At 56.0% G+C, this 20,339-nt stretch carries 18 protein-coding genes; 14 read left to right on the top strand and 4 right to left on the bottom strand.

The genetic code is table 11. The annotated features are described in order from the left end of the window. Positions 1-42: 42 nt before the first annotated feature. The 13 genes from DSM3645_RS07325 to DSM3645_RS07385 all read left to right on the top strand — a co-directional run bounded on the left by DSM3645_RS07325 (position 43) and on the right by DSM3645_RS07385 (position 13,795). A complete protein-coding gene (locus tag DSM3645_RS07325) occupies positions 43-636 on the top strand; it encodes a flagellar hook assembly protein FlgD (protein WP_081444748.1) in 594 nt (197 codons plus the stop codon). A gap of 111 nt (positions 637-747) precedes the next feature. Beyond that, the gene (locus tag DSM3645_RS27870; protein ID WP_161603305.1) at positions 748-3,558 is read left to right on the top strand and encodes a flagellar hook-basal body complex protein; all 2,811 of its coding nucleotides are present in this window, start codon (positions 748-750) and stop codon (positions 3,556-3,558) included. Between the two features lie 97 nt (positions 3,559-3,655). Next, complete coding sequence (locus tag DSM3645_RS07335) at positions 3,656-3,865, top strand: flagellar FlbD family protein (RefSeq protein ID WP_002651458.1); 210 nt, start codon at positions 3,656-3,658, stop codon at positions 3,863-3,865. 28 nt (positions 3,866-3,893) lie between these two features. Next, positions 3,894-4,670 (top strand): motility protein A, encoded by a 777-nt coding sequence (locus DSM3645_RS07340; RefSeq protein WP_040351680.1) that lies wholly within the window; start codon positions 3,894-3,896, stop codon positions 4,668-4,670. Beyond that, positions 4,670-5,443: an OmpA/MotB family protein gene (locus DSM3645_RS07345; RefSeq protein WP_002651460.1), complete on the top strand. Its 774-nt coding sequence runs from the start codon at positions 4,670-4,672 to the stop codon at positions 5,441-5,443. The genes DSM3645_RS07340 and DSM3645_RS07345 overlap by 1 nt, the downstream gene beginning before the upstream one ends. A 113-nt stretch (positions 5,444-5,556) precedes the next feature. After that, on the top strand, positions 5,557-6,051 hold the full coding sequence (locus tag DSM3645_RS07350; protein ID WP_237564773.1) for a flagellar basal body-associated FliL family protein: 495 nt from the start codon (positions 5,557-5,559) through the stop codon (positions 6,049-6,051). 30 nt (positions 6,052-6,081) lie between these two features. After that, entirely contained in the window at positions 6,082-6,720 is a 639-nt protein-coding gene (gene fliN / locus DSM3645_RS29325; protein WP_002651462.1) for a flagellar motor switch protein FliN, read from the top strand. Between the two features lie 208 nt (positions 6,721-6,928). Then, complete coding sequence (locus DSM3645_RS07360) at positions 6,929-7,567, top strand: flagellar biosynthetic protein FliO (protein ID WP_002651464.1); 639 nt, start codon at positions 6,929-6,931, stop codon at positions 7,565-7,567. Positions 7,568-7,569: 2 nt separating this feature from the next. Further along, on the top strand, positions 7,570-8,523 hold the full coding sequence (locus DSM3645_RS07365; RefSeq protein WP_002651465.1) for a flagellar type III secretion system pore protein FliP: 954 nt from the start codon (positions 7,570-7,572) through the stop codon (positions 8,521-8,523). Between the two features lie 22 nt (positions 8,524-8,545). Continuing rightward, positions 8,546-8,821 (top strand): flagellar biosynthetic protein FliQ, encoded by a 276-nt coding sequence (locus tag DSM3645_RS07370; protein WP_002651466.1) that lies wholly within the window; start codon positions 8,546-8,548, stop codon positions 8,819-8,821. A gap of 38 nt (positions 8,822-8,859) precedes the next feature. Next, positions 8,860-9,654, top strand: a complete 795-nt coding sequence (locus tag DSM3645_RS07375) for a flagellar biosynthetic protein FliR (protein WP_040351681.1) — start codon at positions 8,860-8,862, stop codon at positions 9,652-9,654. 8 nt (positions 9,655-9,662) lie between these two features. After that, positions 9,663-10,772 (top strand): EscU/YscU/HrcU family type III secretion system export apparatus switch protein, encoded by a 1,110-nt coding sequence (locus tag DSM3645_RS07380; RefSeq protein WP_002651468.1) that lies wholly within the window; start codon positions 9,663-9,665, stop codon positions 10,770-10,772. 299 nt (positions 10,773-11,071) lie between these two features. Next, positions 11,072-13,795: an MGH1-like glycoside hydrolase domain-containing protein gene (locus DSM3645_RS07385; protein ID WP_002651469.1), complete on the top strand. Its 2,724-nt coding sequence runs from the start codon at positions 11,072-11,074 to the stop codon at positions 13,793-13,795. A gap of 51 nt (positions 13,796-13,846) precedes the next feature. Here DSM3645_RS07385 and DSM3645_RS07390 read toward each other — a convergent pair whose 3' ends face one another. The 4 genes from DSM3645_RS07390 to DSM3645_RS07405 form a co-directional block, all read right to left on the bottom strand. After that, the gene (locus DSM3645_RS07390; protein ID WP_002651470.1) at positions 13,847-15,865 is read right to left on the bottom strand and encodes a hybrid sensor histidine kinase/response regulator; all 2,019 of its coding nucleotides are present in this window, start codon (positions 15,863-15,865) and stop codon (positions 13,847-13,849) included. After that, positions 15,852-17,369, bottom strand: a complete 1,518-nt coding sequence (locus tag DSM3645_RS07395; protein ID WP_002651471.1) for an ATPase domain-containing protein — start codon at positions 17,367-17,369, stop codon at positions 15,852-15,854. Before DSM3645_RS07395 ends, DSM3645_RS07390 begins: the two co-directional genes overlap by 14 nt. A 437-nt stretch (positions 17,370-17,806) precedes the next feature. Next, positions 17,807-18,274: a hypothetical protein gene (locus tag DSM3645_RS07400; protein ID WP_116344378.1), complete on the bottom strand. Its 468-nt coding sequence runs from the start codon at positions 18,272-18,274 to the stop codon at positions 17,807-17,809. Positions 18,275-18,383: 109 nt separating this feature from the next. Next, positions 18,384-19,415: a DUF1559 domain-containing protein gene (locus DSM3645_RS07405; protein ID WP_002651474.1), complete on the bottom strand. Its 1,032-nt coding sequence runs from the start codon at positions 19,413-19,415 to the stop codon at positions 18,384-18,386. A 487-nt stretch (positions 19,416-19,902) separates the two neighbouring features. On the opposite strand from DSM3645_RS07405, the gene DSM3645_RS07415 reads away from it, so the two are divergent. Beyond that, entirely contained in the window at positions 19,903-20,241 is a 339-nt protein-coding gene (locus DSM3645_RS07415) for a DUF5713 family protein (protein ID WP_002651476.1), read from the top strand. Positions 20,242-20,339: the final 98 nt, after the last annotated feature.

The raw sequence follows: 20,339 nt of genomic DNA on the forward strand, positions 1-20,339 counted from the left end.
GATGACGTACGACAAAACAGACTCATTTATTTGGAGCGTTCTATGTCAAGTGTAGGCGGCACTGGGTCGACAAACAGTAGTAGCGGCGCAGGGGCCAAGCAAGGCAACAGCTTGCAAGACCTCGACATGGATCAGTTCCTGAAACTCATGATCGCTGAGTTGCAGAATCAGGATCCGATGGAGCCGATGAAGAACTCGGAGATGCTGGAGCAGATCGGGCAGATCCGCAACATCACGGCGACCGAACAATTGTCGACGACGCTGACGAACGTCTTGGATGGACAAAATATTTTGTCGGCCACCACGTTGATCGGCGGACAAGTTCAAGCCCTCACCGACCAAGGAGATGTGGTGTTTGGCGTGGTGACCGGCGCCCAGATCACTCCGAATGACGACGGCGTGCGAGAGGTGTTTTTGAAAGTCATGACCGACGACGGAATCGCGACGGTCAAACTAGACGACATCTTCACCGTGCTTCCCTCTTCAGCCGGACAGGCTCCGCCGGAAGAAGGTGATGAAACGGACGGCACGGATGGCGCCGACGGAACGGACGCCAACACCGGCGGCTCGGACGATACGAGCGGTTCGGATGAGTCCGGCGACGCCGGTGAAGACGACACGAGCGTAGCTGCGTAACGAATTGGACGGATGATTTGGATTCCGGTGCGACGAGCGCGCGGCCGCCGCAAGATTATACAGACAGAAATCTACTTACGGAGAAGTTGAGCAATGGGTCTAGCATCGGCCATGACGACTGCGTTAACAGGCATGACGGCCGCCGAAACGCAGATTGACGTGCTGGGCAATAACCTGGCGAATTCGCAAACGGTCGGTTTTAAGGCTTCCGATGCGTTGTTCGCCAATCAGTTTTTGCAAACGCGCGGACTAGGTTCTAAACCGAGCGAAACGGACGGCGGTACTAACCCGCGGCAAGTCGGTCTCGGCGTGATGGTCGCTGAGATTACCCCCAACTTCACCCAAGGTACGATCGAGGTGAGCTCGAACCCGTCGGACCTGGCGATCCAAGGGGACGGCTTCTTTATCGTACAAGGGAACAACGGCGAACGGCTTTACACCCGCAACGGCATTTTCAAAACCAACTCGAACAACGAGTTGGTGACGATCGGCGGCGAACGCGTTCTCGGCTTCGGGATCGACGAGAACTTCAACATTCAAGAGACGCAGCTGGTGCCGCTGACGATTCCGCTGGGCGCCGCGGCTGTCGCCAAAGCGACCGAAAACGTCTATCTCGAAGGTACGCTGCCGGCGACCGGCGATCTCGCGACGGTCGCGCAGGTGATTGAAAGCGCGATTCTCGGCAACAGCGCCATCCCGCGTCCTGATGTCAGCGGAGCCTCGGCGATTGTCGCGGAGACGCCGGATGACAGTTCGTCGACGACCGACAGCGTCTCGACGCCGGGGATCGGGTCGGTCGTTCAGGGACAAACCGAAGGCGCCGGTTCGGTTCCGGATGGAACGTTCGACTATCGCTTTACGTTTTCTGACGCCGCCCTGGCGAATGAAACCCAAGCATCGGCCAATATCACGGTCAACGTGGCCGACTTGGGGGACGCGATTGCGAACAACAATACGGTCACCTTTGCCGGCGCGCCGCAAAGCTCCAGTCACTCGCAAGTCAACATGTACCGCAGTAACGACGGCGGCGCGACCTATTTTTTGGTCAGCTCGACCGCGATGGGCGCCGCGGTTGAGGATGTGGCGGCGGCGCCGACGGCGACGCAATTATCAGCGGCCAACATCAACGGAACTGGCTCTGGCGGCGTATTGGGGGGCGGCGATGTTTATGAATATCGGTTCGCCTTTGTCGATGCCGACGGAAATGAGACGGTCGCGTCGGATGGTCAGCAGATCACCGTCGATGGCGCTCCGGCTGACGGAAATGGTTACTCGGTCGTCCTCGACAACATTCCGACCAGCGCCGATTATACGGACGTGAGGATCTATCGTACGGCCGCTGGAGGCAGCGATTTTTACGAGCTCGATACGATCAGCATGGCGGCGGCCGCGAGTCCCTATATTGATGACGGAAGCGTGCCGTTGACGACCAATGAGCTGAACGAAGATACGATCAACGGCAACTATTCTTATCTGGTGACCTTTGGTCGCGCCGGGCAGCAAGAGAGCCGACCTTCGTTGGTCCTTGGACCGCAAAACGTCATCAATGGTCGTATCAATCTAACCGACCTGCCGCTGCCGGGAGGCGGGACTCCTCCCTATGACACAGTGAACGTCTATCGTAACTTGTCCACCGATTCGGCGTCATACTATTTGGTTACCGAATTGGGCGCCGGCGAGGATTTTGTCGATGATCGATCGGACGCAGAGATCTCGGATCTTACCAATTCGGCCAATCGCCGGATTGACTTGGATGGACCAAAAGTTGACTCCAACACGTTGTTGGTCGATGTCGTCAAACGCGACGGTTTGAACTTTGAGAGCATGTTCTCCGAAGGGACGCTGACTTTTAAAGGCTCCAAAGGGGATCGTACGCTCAATGAAAAGACGTTTACCGTCACCGATACGACGATCGTCCAGGATCTGATCGAGTTTCTCGAAGCGTCCCTTGGTATTCAGCCCTCGGTCAACGGCAACTCGAACCCAATTCCTGGTTCAGAAAATAACATTGCCGATGAGACCGGCGATCTGTCTCAAGGGATTTACATCACGACCGAAGGCCGGATTCGCGTCGTTTCTAACAACGGCGTCGACAACGGCGTGGATATTGGGCTGTCGTCCTTCCAATTGGACAACGGTTCAGGCGTCGTTCAGAATCCGAACTTGAACTTTGGCGTGATTCAAGAAGCTGTGGGTGAAAGCGCCGTGGCCGACGTGATTGTGTATGACTCGTTAGGCGTGCCGATGAACGTCCGCGTGACGACGGTGCTGGAAAGCCGCAACGGCACGAATACCGTCTACCGTTGGTTCGCCGATTCGCCGGATAACGACGGCGATACGATCGGCGACGAGTCGGAAGCGGCGAAGATTTCTGTCGGCACCGGGCTGATCTATTTCGATGGTGACGGCAACTATATTGGCTCTGACAACAACACGGTAACGATCAACCGACGCAACATTCCGTCGGAATCGCCGCTTGAGTTCGACCTTAACTTCGATCAGCTGTCAGGCCTGGCGGCCGATAAGGCGACCTTGAATGCGTCGCGGCAAGATGGTTCCGGCACCGGTAAGCTGAACAGCTTCATCATCAGCGAAGACGGAATCATCCGCGGGGTCTTCTCCAGCGGCGTCGATCGCGATCTGGGGATGATTCAGTTGGCTCGTTTCGCGAATCCCAGCGGTTTAGAGCAACGCGGTAACAATCTATTCGCCGCCGGCGTGAACTCGGGGCTGCCGGTTCAAGGGGACGCCGGTGAAGAGGGGATCGGCAGCATCATCGCTGGCGCCGTCGAATTGTCGAATACCGACATCGGCGGAAACCTGATCGACTTGATTCTGGCTTCTACCCAGTACCGCGGCAGTTCGCGAATCATTACAACCGCGCAGCAATTGTTCGACGAATTGCTGAATATCCGCCGATAGTCGGGATATTCCGATTGTGCCGATAGGCGACCTTCGATATTTTTAGGCCCCCGCCCGTACCTTTGCGAGCGTGGGCCTATTTTATTAGGTACCTCGAATGATCAAGCTGACGAGATTGGGGGGGCATCCGTTCGTGCTGAATGCGGAATTGATTCAGTATGTGGAAGCCAATCCAGACACATTTATCACATTAACTACCGGCGATCGTATGGTTGTCGCAGAGTCGCTGGATGATGTGCTAGCACGCGCGGTCCGGTACCAACAAGCGAAATTTCTGGCTCCTGCGGGACCAGTGACACCTGCCTAAACGGCATAACGTGGGCAAAGCGTAGTTTATGGACATCGCGTCGGTAATAGGGCTAATCGCCGCATTTGGGTTGATTCTCACCGCGATTCTGATTGCGCCTGGATCCTCGTTGGCGGCGTTTATTGATGCTCCGTCGTTGCTGGTCGTCTGCGGCGGCGCTGTTGCAGCTTGCATGATGGCGTTCCCGCTCAAATCTATCGTCGGCTCGCCGATGGCGCTGAAGGTTTGTTTTCTGAACAAACCGACCGACGTCGTCGCATTGATCAAAGAAATCGTCAGCCTGGCGGAAACAGCGCGGCGTGACGGTCTGTTGGCGCTGGAAGGCCGCATCGCCGAAATCAGCAATCCCTTTATTATTGTGGGGATTCAAATGGCGGTTGACGGCGCGCGCCCTGACGTCATCGAAGATCTCTTACGAACCGAAATCGACGCCGTCGCGACGCGGCATCGCGATACGAAAGCAATTTACGACCAGATGGGGCGTTTCGCGCCGGCTTACGGCATGATCGGCACGCTGCTTGGCCTGATTATCATGTTGGGCAATATGAGCGATCCATCCTCGATCGGCTCTGGTATGGCGGTGGCTTTGTTGACCACGCTCTACGGGGCGATCGTTTCGAACTGCGTCTTTTTGCCGTTCGCAGAAAAGCTTTCGTTTTTGAACAAGCAAGAGTTGCTGACGATGGAAATCATCGTGCGCGGCATCATGGCGATTCAGTCGGGCGAGAACCCGCGCGTGATCGAACAAAAGCTGCGCACCTTCCTGCCGCCGGCCGCACGTAAGAAATCGGAAGAGGCCAAATAATGGGCGATGACGACGACGCCGTAGGCATCCCCGAATGGGTCGTAACCTTTGGCGATATGATGTCGCTGCTGTTGACCTTCTTCATCATGTTGGTCTCGATGAGCGAGATCAAAAAGGAAGAACACTTTCAAGCTCTGGTCGAATCCTTTCGCCGCCAGTTTGGCCATGACGACTCGATGAATAGCGTCGTCGCCGGCACCGCGCAGCCGCGCAACTCTCATTTGTCGAACTTAGCGACCATGGGACGCGCCAAGCGTTTCAGCACGCAGGAAGGGGGCGACAAAGTAAAAGCACCCGTCGGCGACAGCCCGCAAGTGCGGATCATCCGCCCTGGCTCCAGCACGGCGGTCGGGACGGTGATTTACTTTCCCGGCGAGTCGGCCAAGCTGACCGACGAAATGAAGCGAGATCTGCAGGTCCAAGCTCAAGAGTTCGGCGGCAAGCCGCAGAAGATCGAGATTCGTGGACATGCGGCTCCCAAGCCTTTGGCGCCGGGCGCTCCGTTTGTGGATCACTATGACCTGGGCTACGAACGTTGCCGGGCTGTGATGAATTTTCTGGTTTCGCTGGGAATAGATCCGCGGCGAATACGGATTTCAACGGCTGGAAAGAACGAACCGATTCATATAGGCACCGATCCGTTAAAATCGAAACAAAACCCCCGAGTCGAAGTGTTTTTGCTCGACGAAGTGGTGGATGACCTGGTTGGATCCGGCGCCGAGCAGTCGCAGCGGATCACCAACGGCGGACCGACAGGGGATACGAAGCCCTAGCGCAAAACGCATGCTAGGCTTGGGTTGAAGAGAGAGTTTTTTCAACCCCTTAGTCACAGAGTTCGGCGGTTATGGCTGAATCAACGCCCAATAGCTCCGGTGGGCCTTCGCTGATGACCAAGCTCAAAATATTGGGCGCGGTATTGGCGCTCGTTGGCTTGGAATGCATGCTCGCTTACTTCGTTATTCCCTCGCCGGAAGATGTGATTGAAGCGGCGGAAATGCGAGCGCGACAGCACACGGCTACCGAGCCGGATGTGGAAGATCTAACGGCGGTTTCCGATAAAGCGACCGTTGAAGTGGATCTGAAAAACTTTGGCATCACCGCGTATCAGCCGTTGGCCAATACGACGCTCCGGATCGACTTTCACCTGTACGCGATGGTGAACGCCGAGAATCAAGGAGAATTTGAGACGCTGATCGCGCAGAACGAACATCGCTTTCGCGAGCAAGTGCTCGTCACGCTTCGTAGTTCCGAAGTCAGCGACCTGACCGATCCAGGTTTGGGCTTGCTTAAGCGCAAGATTTTAGAGAAAACGAATCGCATTCTGGGGAAACCCCTCGTTAAGTCAGTCATTTTCAGCGACTACTCCTTTATCGAGCAGTAGCGAACTGAAAGCATTTCGGAACGGATTCCGATGAGCGACGATCAAATTGGGCAGGACGAAATCGAAGAGCTGTTGCGCCAAGCGTCAACCGGCAAGCTCGAAGCGTCCGGCGAAACGAAACCTGCAGCGGCCGAAGTCGAGTCGCTGGGTCAGAACGAGATCGAGGCGCTGCTCGCCGGCGCCGGAGGAGGCGGATCCGCCGCTTCCAGTTCGACCGCGCGGCCTGCACATGCCGCAGCGACCGCCGCTCCGGCAGCGTCGCGCGATACGAGCGATAGCGGCATGGATCCGAATGACATTGAATTTCTGCTGAATCAAGCCCAAGCGGCGCTCGCTTCGCTTGACTCGCCTGCCGAGATGGCGTCGGACGCCCAGTTATTTCAACTCCGCGATTTCGGCGGCGCTCCGGCTAGCACCAACAAAACCACGATCGACCTGGTCCGCGACGTCGAGCTGGACGTCAAGATCGAGTTGGGTCGCACCAATATGTATCTGGAAGACGTCCTGAAGATGAACAAGGGCTCGGTCGTCTCGCTCGACAAGCTGGCCGGCGATCCTGTCGATATCTACGTCAACGGGCGAATGATCGCACGCGGCGAAGTGCTGGTCCTGAACGACAACTTTTGCGTTCGCATCGCCGAATTGATCGTCGGGGATGGAATCGAATAAGCACAGCGGTTGGATCGAGCAAAAGCTGACTCGATCGAGATGCGAACGCTAGCAGCCGGAGAAAACGAGCTGGCGATTCGCCTTGTAACGCGGGCCCCCCGCTTCTATGATCTGCGGGCCGATTGAAGTGGGAACGGACTGCCCTACTTCTTTGATCGGCGGATGCATGCGAACGGCTTGAGCCTTTTTTCAAAAAGCGAGTGCAAGGATGCACGCGATTACCTTGTTTCTAGCCCTGGCGACCGTCGCGGCGGATGGATCGCCCGGCCAGATGGTCAACGGTCATGCCGCCGTTACGGCCAATCAACCATTTTCGGCTCGCGCTGTTGAAGCTGCGCCGATGTCGCAACCGCCCAGCCAACCAGTTTCGCCCGCGGCCGTTGCTTTGGCGCCTCCCGGCGAAGCGATCCCACTGCCGAAGCGAACCGAGAAAACGAGTTCGCCTGTCAGCTCGATGCTGCCTTCTACCGAATCAAAACAACGTACGGCGACGATTGTCGCGAGTCTGATGCTGGTGGTCGGATTGTTTTTGATCTTCGCTTGGGCCGGCAAAAAGAAAATGCCGACCGCCAATTCGCGCCTGCCGCAAGAAGTGGTTCAGGTGCTTGGCCGCACGCAATTGCAAGGCCGCCAACAATTGCAGTTGGTGCGTGTTGGCAATCGCTTACTGTTGTTGTCGGTAACGCCGCATGGCGCCGAAACGTTGACCGAGATCTCGGATCCGCTGGAAGTCGAATCGCTGTTGGTGCACCTGCGGCAAAAAGGAGGAGGCAACATGTCCTCCACTTTCCAGGACGTCCTGCAAAAAATGGGCGGCGAACCGGCCCGTGGATTTTTGGAGGCGTAATCATGATCAGATCACGCAAGTTGAAATGGATCTGTTGGTCGCTGCTGTGGCTGGCGATATCAACGTCTCCTGTCTGGGCGCAAATGTCGGCGACGCAAGTCTCGACGCTCGGCGAACCGACTCTCGATATCTCGGCTGAGTCGTCATTGGATGCGCCGGTCTCGGAAGAAGCGTCCGATCTAGCCGACTTCGTCAAAGGGGGCCCCGAACAATGGACGAGCCCCGGCGGATTGGTCAGCACCATTCAGATTATGGTGCTGCTGACGGTGCTCAGTCTGGCGCCGGCGATCTTGTTGATGACGACCGGCTTCATTCGCATCATCATCGTGCTTGGTCTGTTGCGCCAAGCGCTGGGGACGCAGCAGTTGCCTCCGAGTCAGGTTGTCACTGCGATTGCGTTGTTCATGACCATCCTGCTGATGTACCCGACATGGCAAGAGGTGTACGAAGAGAGCGTTGGTCCTTACACGCGAGAAGAGGTAAACCCCGATACTGGTCAGCAGTACAAACTGTTCGCAGTGGAAGATCCGGCTACCGGCGAAATGGGACCGGACGAAGCGTGGGAAAAAGGGACGAAACCGATTCGGCATTTTATGAGCAAACAGATCGATATCGCCGGCAACAGCGACGACGTCTGGATGTTCTTTGAATTCTTGCCGCAAGGGACCAAAGACAAAATCGGCGAGCCGCAGTCGTACGACGACGTGCCGCTGCAAGCGCTGATCCCGGCGTTTATCCTCAGTGAACTGAAGACCGCGTTTTTGATCGGGTTTCAGATTTATCTGCCGTTTTTGATTCTCGACATTGTCGTCGCCAGCATCACGATTTCGATGGGGATGATGATGTTGCCGCCGGTGATGATTTCGCTGCCGTTCAAGCTGTTGTTATTCGTGCTGGTCGACGGTTGGACGTTGGTTGTCGGCATGTTGTTGCAAAGTTTCGCTACCACGATTTAACCCAGAAATCCGGAAATCCGTCATGGATGTAACAACGACCGTCGACCTGACCCGCGAAGCGATGATGGTCGCACTGTGGATCGCGGCGCCTGCTTTGGTGACCGGCATGCTTGTCGGTCTGGCGATCGGTTTGCTACAGGCGCTGACGCAAATTCAAGATCAGACGGTCGCCTTCGTGCCCAAGTTTTTGGCCATGGCCGCCGCGATGCTGTTCGCGCTGCCGTGGGTGCTGCAGCGATTGATGGTCTACACCGAAACCTTAGTGACGCACATTCCTGATCGTTTGATGGGAGGTTAGTTGCGTGAACCGAGTGAGTCCCGGCTAACGTGGAAAGCTTGCCCCTTTTAGAACCGACGCTGCATCAGCTGTTTATCTTCGTCACGGTGTTGACGCGGGTCAGCGGCATGTTGGCGACTGCGCCGATGTTCGGCTCAAACTACGCTCCGGCCAAGGTCAAAGCCTTTTTGGCGGTCACGATCTCGATGATGATCACCGGGCTCTTTTGGGGAGAAAAATTCCCTCAGCCCGATCACTGGATGAGCTATCTGGTCGTTTTGGGAGGCGAGTTGTTTATCGGCATCTCGTTTGGCCTGGGCGTTCGCATCTTGTTCGCAGGCGTCCAAATCACAGGGCAAATGCTGGGGCAGATCGGCGGTTTGTCGGTCGCCGACGCGTTTAATCCAGCGTTCGACGAAAGCGTGCCGATGTTGGCGGTGCTGTTTGATATGGTCGTGGTCGCGATGTTCTTTTGTCTGGGGGGACACCGGTTCATGATCGGCGCGTTGCTCTCGACGTTTGCGGATGTGCCGCCTGGCGTGGGACTCGCTTCGCCGGAAGTGGTGCACGTTTTGGTGTCGACGCTTTCGATCAGCTTTATGCTGGGAGTGCAAGCGGCGGCGCCAGGCACCGTCGCGCTGCTGATCGGCGTCTTGGTGATGGGCTTGATTAGCCGCACGCTGCCGCAGCTCAATTTGATCGCCGTCGGGTTCAGCTTGAACACGATGTTGCTAATGATTTTTGTCTTTCTGTCGGTCGGGTCGATGGGCTGGTTATTTCAAGATCAGCTGGAGCCGACGGTCAATTCGATTCGCGATCTGGTCATCAACCGTACGGAAGTGTTTCCCCAATAAAGTGAAGCATGGCCGAGCAGGACGATGACAAATCAGAAGATCCGACCCAGCACCGCCGCGACGAAGCGCGCAATCAGGGTCAGATCACCAAAAGCCAGGATCTGATTTCGGCCGGCATGCTGGTGATCGCGCTCGGCGTGATCATGTACTTCTCGCAGTCGATCTTTCACTTCTTTGGCGACTTCACGCGCGATAAGTTGAGCGTCCCCCCTCCGCTAGAGGTCAGCTTCGGCTGGGCGATAAACGAGAACGCTACCGCGGTCTGGCGCTTGGCGTCCGTGATGACGCCGATCTTGCTGCTGATGTTTGTCGCGGCGATCGCGCTCAACTTGATGCAGACCGGCTTTTTGTTTCTGCCAGACAAGTTGTCGCTCGATATCAAGCGGATCAATCCGATGTCTGGCTTTGGACGATTGTTTGCGCTGGCCAACTTTGTGAAGTTCGGATTCGGCATCATCAAAGTGCTGATTGTCTCGACCGTCGCTGCGGTCAGCCTGTATTACGATATGCCGACCATCCTGGGACTCTCTGAACTCTCGGCCGGCGAGATCGCGAGCTTTCTGCTGACCACGGCGTTTTGGACATCGATGAAGATCGCCGCGGCGCTATTGATTTTGGCGCTGATGGACTACGCCTTTCAGTGGTGGAAGCATGAGCAAGATCTGAAGATGACCAAACAGGAAGTCCGCGAAGAAATGAAGTCGCTGCAAGGCGATCCGTCGCTGATCGCGCGGCGTCGTCAGGTCGCGCGGCAGTTGGCGATGAACCGAATGTCGACCGACGTTCCCAAAGCCGACTTTGTCGTGACCAACCCGACCGAGTTAGCGATCGCGCTGAAGTACGACCCCTACAAGATGGCGGCCCCCATCGTCGTCGCCAAAGGCGCCGGCCTGGTCGCACAGCGAATTCGCCGACTCGCCTTGGAAAGCAATATCCCGATCGTCGAACGAAAAGAACTCGCTCGGGCGCTTTATCGCGACGCCGAAATCGACCAGGCGATCCCCGCCGAGCAATATGCGGCAGTCGCCGAAGTGCTCCGCTACGTCTACGAACTGCAAGGCAAACACCTGCCGACGATGGACGATTTGAAAGAGCACGATACGAAGAAGGCGGCGTAACGGAGTCAGGAATCGCGCCCTGATAAAGTTGGGTCGAAATTCATGCCCTGCAATGGCGGTTTCCGCTTCCTTAGTGCCGGGGCAATGTGGCGTGGAGGTTTACTTCTCCAGCGCATCACCGCCAAACAAAAAACACCGCCATTTCGCTCAAATCGGAATAAGATTCGCATGGTAGGCTATCTCGAATCACCAGTGCGGTCGCATGTCGCAGGGGACACGTTGACACGCTTGGTTTATGCGCATGTTTCGCAAATTTTGTAGGCAGCCAAGACTGACTTACGGAGCAGGACAGAGGATTTATGCCGGAAGCGGAATGGGAGCGACTTGCCGCCGAGTCGCGTCGCCAAAAGGGAGCGAATTGGAAACGCTGGGGACCTTATCTCTCGGAGCGCCAATGGGGAACCGTTCGTGAAAGCGCCGCGGAACAAGATCCCTGGCTCAATTTCACCCACGAAGAAGCGTTGTGGCGGACCTACCGGTGGGGGGAAGATGGGCTCATGGGGATCTGTGATCGCCAATGTCGCCTCTGCTTTGGCCTGGCCCTCTGGAATGAGGAAGATCCCTTCCTCAAAGAGCGACTGTTTGGCCTAACCGGTCCCGAAGGGAACCATGGAGAGGACGTCAAAGAGGCGTACTACTATCTCGACTCAACGCCGACCCACTCTTACCTGAAGGGGCTCTACAAATATCCCCAGACCGAATATCCGTATGCACAACTGCGCCAAGAAAATGCGAATCGGAATCGTCAGCAGCCAGAGTTTGAGCTGACCGATACCAAAATCTTTGACGAAGGCCGCTATTTTGACGTGCAGGTCGAGTACGCCAAAGCTTCGCCGGAAGATATTCTGATCAAGGTCACCGTCTCCAACCGCGGCCCGGATGCTGCGCCGCTCCATTTTCTGCCGACATGGTGGTACCGCAACACTTGGGCGTGGGGGCCGACGCTGGAGAAACCAGAACAGAAGCCGCTTTTGAGCCAGGTCGCCGCGGACGAACTGCTCGCAGAACATGAGTCGCTGGGAGACTTTCAGATTTACGTCGACACCGGTCCCGACGGCGAACTCCCCGAATGGCTGTTTACCGAAAACGAAACCAACTCTTGGCGATTTGAAGATCCCAACAGTCGCCGACCTTCCTGCAAAGATGCGTTTCATCTGGCGGTGGTCGATGGAATTGAGGGAGTCGTCAATCCAGATCCCAAAGGGACCAAAGCGGCGGCCCATTTCAAGTGCGTCATTCCCGGCGGCGAGTCGGTTGAATTTCGCATGCGGATGTCCTCCAAAGAGCAACTGCCGGTCGCGCCGTTCGGCGCCGGGTTCGACGATGCGTTTGAAGAACGCGTGGACGAAGCCGATCGCTACGCCCAATCTCTGGTCGCTCCCGGATTGTCGCATGACGAAGAGATGGTCTTGCGCCAAGCCAACGCCGGACTACTGTGGACCAAGCAGTTTTATCACTACGTGATTCCACGCTGGTTAGAGAACAAGGGAAAAACGCCTGCTGAGCATGCCGATACGTCGCCGGGCAAACCCAGCAAACGGAACAGCGACTGGGGGCATCTCTACAATCGCAACATCATCTCGATGCCCGACAAGTGGGAATATCCGTGGTACGCTGCGTGGGATTCGGCGTTCCACTTGATTCCGTTCGCCAAGATCGATCCGGCGTTCGCCAAAGACCAGGCAATCTTGTTCCTGCGCGAATGGTACATGCATCCCAATGGTCAGTTGCCGGCGTACGAATGGAACTTCAGCGACGTGAATCCTCCGGTCCATGCGTGGGCTTGTTGGCGCGTGTATCAAATGACGGCCGCCAACGGCGATCGTGACCGCGTCTTTTTGGAACGAGTCTTCCAAAAGCTGTTGCTCAATTTCACCTGGTGGGTCAATCGCAAAGACATCCGCGGCAAGCATGTCTTTAGCGGTGGATTTTTGGGGCTCGACAACGTTGGTATTTTCGACCGTTCCAAACCGCTGCCGACCGGCGGGCACTTGGAGCAAGCGGACGGTACGGCGTGGATGGCCTATTTCTGCTCTAGCATGTTGTCGATTGCGTTTGAACTGGCCGATGGCAATCCCGCCTACGAAGATATGGCGTCCAAGTTCTTCGAGCACTATGTCTCGATCGCCGAAGCGATGAACTCGCTGGACGGGACCGGACTGTGGGACGAGACCGACGGCTTCTACTATGATCATTTGCACATTGATGGTCGCAGCATTCCGCTCCGCATTCGCTCCATCGTCGGCTTGATTCCGCTGCTGACGGTCGATGTGGTGTATGACCGGACTATGGAAAAGTTGCCCGCTTTTCGCAAACGCATGGATTGGTTCCTGAGCTTCCGGCCTGATCTAGCCAAGTTCATGACCTACATGGAGTGCGACACCCAAGAAGACGGCGACGGGCGACGCCTATTGGCGATTCCGACCAAAGAACGCTTGTTGCGAATGTTGCGTTACTTGCTGGACGAGGATGAGTTCCTTTCCAACTACGGGATTCGCTCGCTTTCGAAGTATCACGAAGAGCATCCGTTTGAATACGAACTGAACGGCGAACAATTGCGCGTTCAGTATTTGCCTGCCGAGTCGGACAGCGGTTTGTTTGGCGGCAATTCCAACTGGCGCGGCCCAATCTGGTTTCCGCTGAATTATCTGCTCATCGAAGCGCTCGAGCGGTATTACATGTTCTACGGCAAGTCGCTGCGGGTCGAATGTCCGGCGCGCTCCGGCGTTTATATGGATCTGCAAGAGGTCGCGGACGAGATTCGCCGGCGATTATCGAAGCTGTTCCTGGCCAATGCCGAAGGAGATCGCCCCAGCTATGCTCGTAGCGACATGCTGCTGAACGATCCCCATTGGCGCGACCTGGTGCTATTTTACGAGTACTTCGACGCCGAGACCGGCAAAGGCTTGGGCGCGAGTCATCAAACCGGCTGGACGGCGTTGATCTCGCCCATTTTGGGTACCTTGGCCGCGCGGCATGATGCAGTGGCCGCCCAAGAAGCGATGCAGGAGGAACCTGCTTAAAGAGGCTCATCTTCCCACGATTCGGTGGACGAATCGTGGGACTCGTTCGCGTTAACGTCTCTCGGCGTCACGAGCGGCGTTATCTTCGGTCGGCGTCACGTATCGCGCGATGACTTGCAGCAGTTCCGCCGTGTCGATTGGTTTGCTGACATAGGCGTTGCAGCCGCTCGCGATACAGCGATCCATGTCGCCTTGCATCGCATCGGCAGTCAGCGCGATGATCGGCCTGTTAAATCCCATTTCTCGCAATCGCGCCGTCGCGTGGAAACCATCCATCACCGGCATTTGCATATCCATCAACACGATGTCGGGCGCCGAATTCGTTTCATGCAGACGCTGAACCAGTTGAGTCGCTTCCAGGCCGTTCTCCGCAAACTGAACGCTGGCGCCTGCGTTGGTAAGGATGCGGCCCGCCAAGAATCGGATCGCCTGGCGATCTTCGACCAGCAGGATTTCGCACTGGAGCAGCGGTTTTTCGCGGAGAATGGTCGCCGCATTTGCGGAGGGGAGCGATCGGGCTGGCTCCACAGACGTGTGACCGGCCAAGTTGTTAGGGATGGAGAGCGTAAAGACGCTTCCTTGGCCCTGCTGGCTTTGAACCGTAATTTCGCCTCCTAGCATTACCGCTAGGCGCTGGCTGATCGCCAGACCGAGACCGCTGCCGCCGAACTTCCGTGAGACCGAAGAATCGGCTTGCTGGAACGGCAGAAACAACTGCTCAACTTGCTGTTGCGTCATGCCGATGCCGGTATCAATCACGTCAAACTGGATTCTCTCCGCATCCGGGCTGACCACTAGCCGAACCGAACCCTCCTGGGTGAACTTCACCGCGTTGCCGATCAAATTGATCAAGATTTGTCGTAGTCGTTTTGAGTCGCTACGGATGCGTTCGGGAACGGTGGCGGCGAAATCGACGTTAAACTCAATGTCGTTTTCGGCGGCGCGGACCAGCATGAGCGATTGAATCTCTTCGATCATCCGACTCAATTCCAAGGGCTCTAACGTAATGTCGAGTTTACCCGCTTCAATCTTGGAAAGATCGAGAATGTCGTTGATGATTTCCACGAGAAACTCGCCATTTTGGCGGATGACTTTCAGGAAATGGAGTTTCTCCAGATCGGTTTCCTGCTGCGCCAATAGTTCCGCATATCCTAAGATGGCCGTCATCGGCGTACGGATCTCGTGGCTCATGTTCGCCAGAAACTCGGTTTTCACAACGTTCGCCGCAGCGGCTTGCTGCAGAGCCAGATTCAATTTCTCCTCAATGAGCTTTTGTTTGTGAATGTCGGTGACCGTGCCGAACCAGCGTATGACTTTTCCGCTTTCGTCCAGGACCGGTAAAGATCGGGCCAAGTGCCAGCGATGCTCTAGCGTCCGTGCATGTTGCATGCGGAATTCGCACTGAAACGAGGAACCTTTCTCGAGGGCGCGCTCCCAACGAATTTTTGCGTTTGCAAAATCACTCTCAAAAATCGTCGAGGTCCAATCAAACCCGGCGATCTCCTGGCGAGAAACTCCAAAATAATCAAGCGCTCGTTGATTCAGGTATTCGATCTCTCCCTGTCTCGTCGTCGTAAAGACGATTTGCGGCATTGCATCCGCAAGCTGGCTGAACTGGCGTCCATGGTGCTCTAAACGATTCAACAAGTCGCGGACCATATATTGTCTTTTGCGATCCTGCAATCGCGAGCGAACGACGCTTATAAACGGTTGGATTTGCAATGGGCGCGTGATGAGCGTCACATACGCCGCTTGTTGCCACTGCTCTAGAATTTGGGCGTTGCGTCCCGAGGCGAGCGTGAGGATTAGAAACGGCAGATCCGACCAGGCCGGCTGCTCGGACAGCATCTGCGCCGCCAATCTGTGCGGATCTCCCAGTAAGTGCTCTTCGGCGATCAATAATACGCCGGCGCCTGCTTTCGCCTCTTCGCAAAAGTGCTCGATATTTCGACAAGCGAACGTCTCAATATGATTTTGATTGAGAATCCGTTCGGTGATCGCCGCATCGCGCGGCGTAGGAGGAAGAATCAATACGCGAAGATTGTCGGAGATGAAATCAGGGCTTGGCATCGATTCCCTGTTCATCCAAGAGATTGTCTTTGTCGCCGGTAAAGATCGGAGTGCCGGCGAGGATGCCGTGGAAGTTGATCAGCGGTTCGCCTACGATGATCTTTCCATCGGTCATCCGAAACTCGCGGATGGTTCGCTCGTGACTACCGTCCCGCTTTTTCACCACAGAAATCGCCTGGCGGATCTCACCGGCGGCTTCAAAATATCGAAACAGAATCACGGAGTCCGCCAGATAGCTGGCGTCAACCGGCGTCTGCATCGCGGTTCCCAACATACCGTGCTGGGCCACGACTAAAAAAGTCGCAATACCGCAGTTGCCCAGATAGTTGAGTAACTCGTGCATCTGAATCTGCAAAAATCGTTCTTCCGGCATCGCGCTCAAGTAGCCGTTGAGACTATCGATCACAACGACGGAGACGCGCTTCTCGTCAGGCTTGGACTGAACGGACGTTCGCACCATGTTAGCGAATTGGCCCGGAGAAACTTCGCCGGGGTTCACCTGGCGAATCTCCAACAGTCCCTGCGATTCGAGTTCCTCCAGGTCCATCCCCAGCCCTTTGGATCGCAGGATCAACGTTTGACGGCTTTCGTCGAAAGCAAAGATCACCGCGCGTTCGCCGCGCCGACAAGCCGTCGTCGCAAACAGGGTTGAGCAAGAGGATTTGCCGGCGCCGGCGGGCCCCAGCATCAACGTGCTGGTCCCGGGTTCGATCCCTTTACCCAGCAGCGCGTCGAGCGACGCATTTCCGCTCAGCAGCGACGCCAAATGCTCCCGCGGACGAGGGGGGTAATGGGTGGTGATCCGCGGATAAATTTTCATTCCGCCACGTTGAATATCGAAATCGTGCCAACCACCCACAAAGCTACGCCCCCGATACTTCACTACGCGCAAGCGGCGACGTTCGTCTCCAAAATCAGCAGGCAACCGATCCAGGCTGATGACGCCATGCGCGATGCTCTGCAGTTGCAGATCGTGGTCAGGCGAAGTCTTGTCATCCAAAAAGATCGCGGTGCAATCTCGACCGACGAAAAAATGCTTCAGCGCGAGGATTTGTCGTCGGTAACGGAGGGCGCTTTGGGCGAGCAAGCGTAATTCGGAGAGCGAATCCAAGACGACCCGCCGCGGGTTGATTTTCTCTACTTGGGCCAACATGTGGCGCGTCGTCTCCCCCAGTTCTACTTCCGAGGGGTGAAACATCGTGTACTGCGAATCGGCTTGAAGCGAGTCGGTTGGGTCGACCAACTCATGGATATGCAGACCTTCCAACGTCCAGCCATGCGACTTGGCGATTCCTTCCAGTTCAGTCCGCGTTTCCGACAGAGAAACGTATAGCCCCGTTTCCCCTTTTCGGATTCCATCGAGCAAAAATTGCATGCCGAGGGTTGTCTTTCCGGCGCCTGGATGGCCATCCAGCAAATAGATCCGATTGGCCGTCAGGCCTCCCCGCAGGATTTCGTCTAACTCGATATTCCCTGTGCTGATATCCGTTGGCTCGCCAGGCATGAGAAATTTCGATCCGCGCAAATGAGGTGACGTACGTCTTCTATTTACATTGGACTAAGAGTATACCGCGATAGCCGATCAGGCAAAACTCACGTGATTTTGAGATTCCCTCGCCGCGACGAGGGAGAATGCAGCGAGAAATTGCCCCCAACGCGAAAAGGGCTCCGGCGCCTCGCTTCGCGGCAGGGCATTTCGGCCAGACAAGCAGGGCGAAATTCATTTTCCGGCGGGCAGACACTCGATGCGTCTGGTTCGACGGAAATGAGTTTTCACCGGGCCATGCCAAACGCGAACAGCGAGCGGTCGCACGCGAGGGCGAAAGAGGTAGAGCCAAGCGGCAGGGGGCGAATGTCGCATCCCGTGTTTTGGGCGGCCTATGAATTCGCTCGAAGACGTCGCCATACCAACGCGACGACGCCTCCGTTCAGGGAAACAGCCTATTTGCTATTCAACTTCAGCGTCACTTCGTTTTCGACATCTGCTTCGACCACTGTGCTCAGGTCCGAAGTCGACGTGCTGATGTACTTTTTCGGCACCAGGTAAATTTGCTTCGCATAGACAGGGCGTCCGCGGCCGGTATGTTCGTGCTGGTCTTCTTCGGCCGGGGGCGGCGTGCTCGGATCATCGATCGATTTCACGATGACGATCTTGTACTCGCCGGGGAAGACGCCGTCGCCGACACGCGCGGTTCCCATCTGGGCGACGCCGCTAACGTCGGTTCTGCCGGATGCGGAACGACCGCCTTCGACCGGAGTAAAGACGACGGCAGCCTCTTCGACTGGCGCATCGTCCAACGTGACCGTCACCGTCGTTTTCGCCGCACCGTCAAGGAGAACTTGGTTCGAGCAACCAACGACCAGCCAGGTCGTCATGCACAGACCAAAAATTCGTAGTGTGCTTGCCATGATATCTGTTTTCGTGAATGCCAAGTTGGAGTGGAAACGGTTCACTAGCAAGCGTCTGCCGGAAGGTGCATGACCGGCAGGACGCAAGGTTGACTGGGCAAAGTCTGGATTACAAACCCGACGCCGATTCTTGACCCGACTTGGATCCCATCGCGCCCCACACGCCGTACGGTGACGGGCCCGATTGAGGCGCCATTTTCGACAGGTCGCCGGTGTCGATCGTTTCCGGAATGAACGAGACCGAACCGTCGCAGAAGACGGCGTTGGCGCCGCCGGGGTGATAGCTCGACGCGGTGATAATTGACTCTGACCAGTCGTTCGTCTTGCGGCTGCAACTGGGGGAATTCGGGGCCAAGATAGTGCAGAACCCTTGCATATTCACTGCGCCATCCGACCAGCGGCGACCGCTATAGTTGAGGGTCGCCGTCGTGTTGGAATAGGTTTTTCCCAGTGGACGCAGCGCTTGGCAGATGCCGGGATTGATACCGTCTTGTTCGTTGACAACCCAGGGAGATCCGGTGACGACGATGCCGCCGATCAGATTTTTTTCATCGGATCCCAGCCCTTTCTCGCCTAACATGACGGTATTGCTGAGCCCGTCCGTGATTTTTTTGAAGTTGCAAAAGTCATATTTCGAGAAAACGCCGCGGGCCTCGGCATTTTGTTGGGGAAGCGAATAGCGGCAGCAGTCGCCGATGGAAAACGCGTAGTTCGAGCTTCCTTTACCATCAAAGATATCCGAACTTTGGACGATTCCCGTTTCCGAAGGGCAGATCAGCATCTGGACCTGGGTGTTGTAAGGAACGTAATTCTTTTCCCAGGGTTTCACGTTGAAAGCTGGGGAAGTGCTGACGATTTGATCGTACAACGCTCTTTCTTCAATAAACGGCAGCAAGCTAATCCAACCGCTGATTCGCGGCCCCGTCACTTCCGTTCCGCCGACGCGGGCAGGCAACGCGAGATACGTATCGTGATAGTTGTGCATCGCCAGCCCCAACTGTTTCAGTTGGTTAGAGCATGACATCCGGCGAGCCGCTTCCCGCGCTTGTTGCACCGCCGGCAGCAGCAACGCGATCAAGACGCCGATAATGGCGATCACAACCAACAATTCGACGAGAGTGAAACCGGTGCGTTTCTTCATAAAGAGCTCCTGAGGTGGGATCGCATGCAAGGGAGGACATCGTCTAGCAGTCAGTCGCATCAACTCTAGAGACAGAAGGAAAGCCTCACAACGTTCGACTTGTTGAAACGCGTTGTCTATTTTGTTTTGCTGCTAAAATCGGGATTTTTTGATGTCTGCTAGTGAGGGAAAGCGGTCCGATATTCGTCGTCTAATTTCCTTGAAATCTTCCTAGGAATCATGCAAAAGGTGACTGCCGATGCGTGGGCTGAGACGCGAGCCGATTGGCCTGCCGATTTTAAATCCAATCTTCATGGATTCTTTATTTGTCTAGCGAAAAAGCGAAGCGCTCAATTGAGATTTCGCCCATCGCAAGACGCCTCGCATCCTGCGGGATTGTTCGATAATATCCAGAAAATAGCAGCGGCGAACCGACTCGAATTCTCGCGGCCAAATCTCGACGCCGCCGAGCGATGGCCCACTCCCGACCACCCATTCCAGCAGTCCCATGGCGATCATCAACAAGGCGTTAATCGACTATCCATTTTTGGCGGACATGTATCTCGACGCGTACTTTCCTGAACATCTGGTCGACAAAGGGAAAGCGATCTTAGAAGACCTGTGCGAAACGATTGAGCGAAAGAAGCCCCAATCGTTGGACGATCTCTACGAGCTAACGCACGCCGCCACCGAAGAGTTCAACGAACTCGCCGGCGAATTTGAAGAAGAAGACAGCGAAATCGAAACCGCCGCCAGAGACGCGATCGGCGCCGACTTCGTTACGATCGCCGAAGCGTACGGTTTTGACGCCGACCCAGAAGAGTTGATCGCCCCACGCGACTGGTAGGATTCGCCAACAAAAAATTGGCGCCCGAACCCTCGGGCGCCAATTCATGACGCCTATTGTTCGCTCAACGTTGCAAGCAGTCGATTGAGATTCTGCTC

Origin of the sequence: Blastopirellula marina DSM 3645 (assembly GCF_000153105.1) — a bacterium.
GTDB lineage: Bacteria > Planctomycetota > Planctomycetia > Pirellulales > Pirellulaceae > Blastopirellula > Blastopirellula marina.

Coding starts and splice junctions, on each gene's coding strand:
- DSM3645_RS07325 (WP_081444748.1), top strand. CDS start 43: ATGTCAAGTGTAGGCGGCACTGGGTCGACAAACAGTAGTAGCGGCGCA.
- DSM3645_RS27870 (WP_161603305.1), top strand. CDS start 748: ATGACGACTGCGTTAACAGGCATGACGGCCGCCGAAACGCAGATTGAC.
- DSM3645_RS07335 (WP_002651458.1), top strand. CDS start 3,656: ATGATCAAGCTGACGAGATTGGGGGGGCATCCGTTCGTGCTGAATGCG.
- DSM3645_RS07340 (WP_040351680.1), top strand. CDS start 3,894: ATGGACATCGCGTCGGTAATAGGGCTAATCGCCGCATTTGGGTTGATT.
- DSM3645_RS07345 (WP_002651460.1), top strand. CDS start 4,670: ATGGGCGATGACGACGACGCCGTAGGCATCCCCGAATGGGTCGTAACC.
- DSM3645_RS07350 (WP_237564773.1), top strand. CDS start 5,557: ATGACCAAGCTCAAAATATTGGGCGCGGTATTGGCGCTCGTTGGCTTG.
- fliN (WP_002651462.1), top strand. CDS start 6,082: ATGAGCGACGATCAAATTGGGCAGGACGAAATCGAAGAGCTGTTGCGC.
- DSM3645_RS07360 (WP_002651464.1), top strand. CDS start 6,929: ATGCACGCGATTACCTTGTTTCTAGCCCTGGCGACCGTCGCGGCGGAT.
- DSM3645_RS07365 (WP_002651465.1), top strand. CDS start 7,570: ATGATCAGATCACGCAAGTTGAAATGGATCTGTTGGTCGCTGCTGTGG.
- DSM3645_RS07370 (WP_002651466.1), top strand. CDS start 8,546: ATGGATGTAACAACGACCGTCGACCTGACCCGCGAAGCGATGATGGTC.
- DSM3645_RS07380 (WP_002651468.1), top strand. CDS start 9,663: ATGGCCGAGCAGGACGATGACAAATCAGAAGATCCGACCCAGCACCGC.
- DSM3645_RS07385 (WP_002651469.1), top strand. CDS start 11,072: ATGCCGGAAGCGGAATGGGAGCGACTTGCCGCCGAGTCGCGTCGCCAA.
- DSM3645_RS07390 (WP_002651470.1), bottom strand. CDS start 15,865: ATGCCAAGCCCTGATTTCATCTCCGACAATCTTCGCGTATTGATTCTT.
- DSM3645_RS07395 (WP_002651471.1), bottom strand. CDS start 17,369: ATGCCTGGCGAGCCAACGGATATCAGCACAGGGAATATCGAGTTAGAC.
- DSM3645_RS07400 (WP_116344378.1), bottom strand. CDS start 18,274: ATGGCAAGCACACTACGAATTTTTGGTCTGTGCATGACGACCTGGCTG.
- DSM3645_RS07405 (WP_002651474.1), bottom strand. CDS start 19,415: ATGAAGAAACGCACCGGTTTCACTCTCGTCGAATTGTTGGTTGTGATC.
- DSM3645_RS07415 (WP_002651476.1), top strand. CDS start 19,903: ATGGCGATCATCAACAAGGCGTTAATCGACTATCCATTTTTGGCGGAC.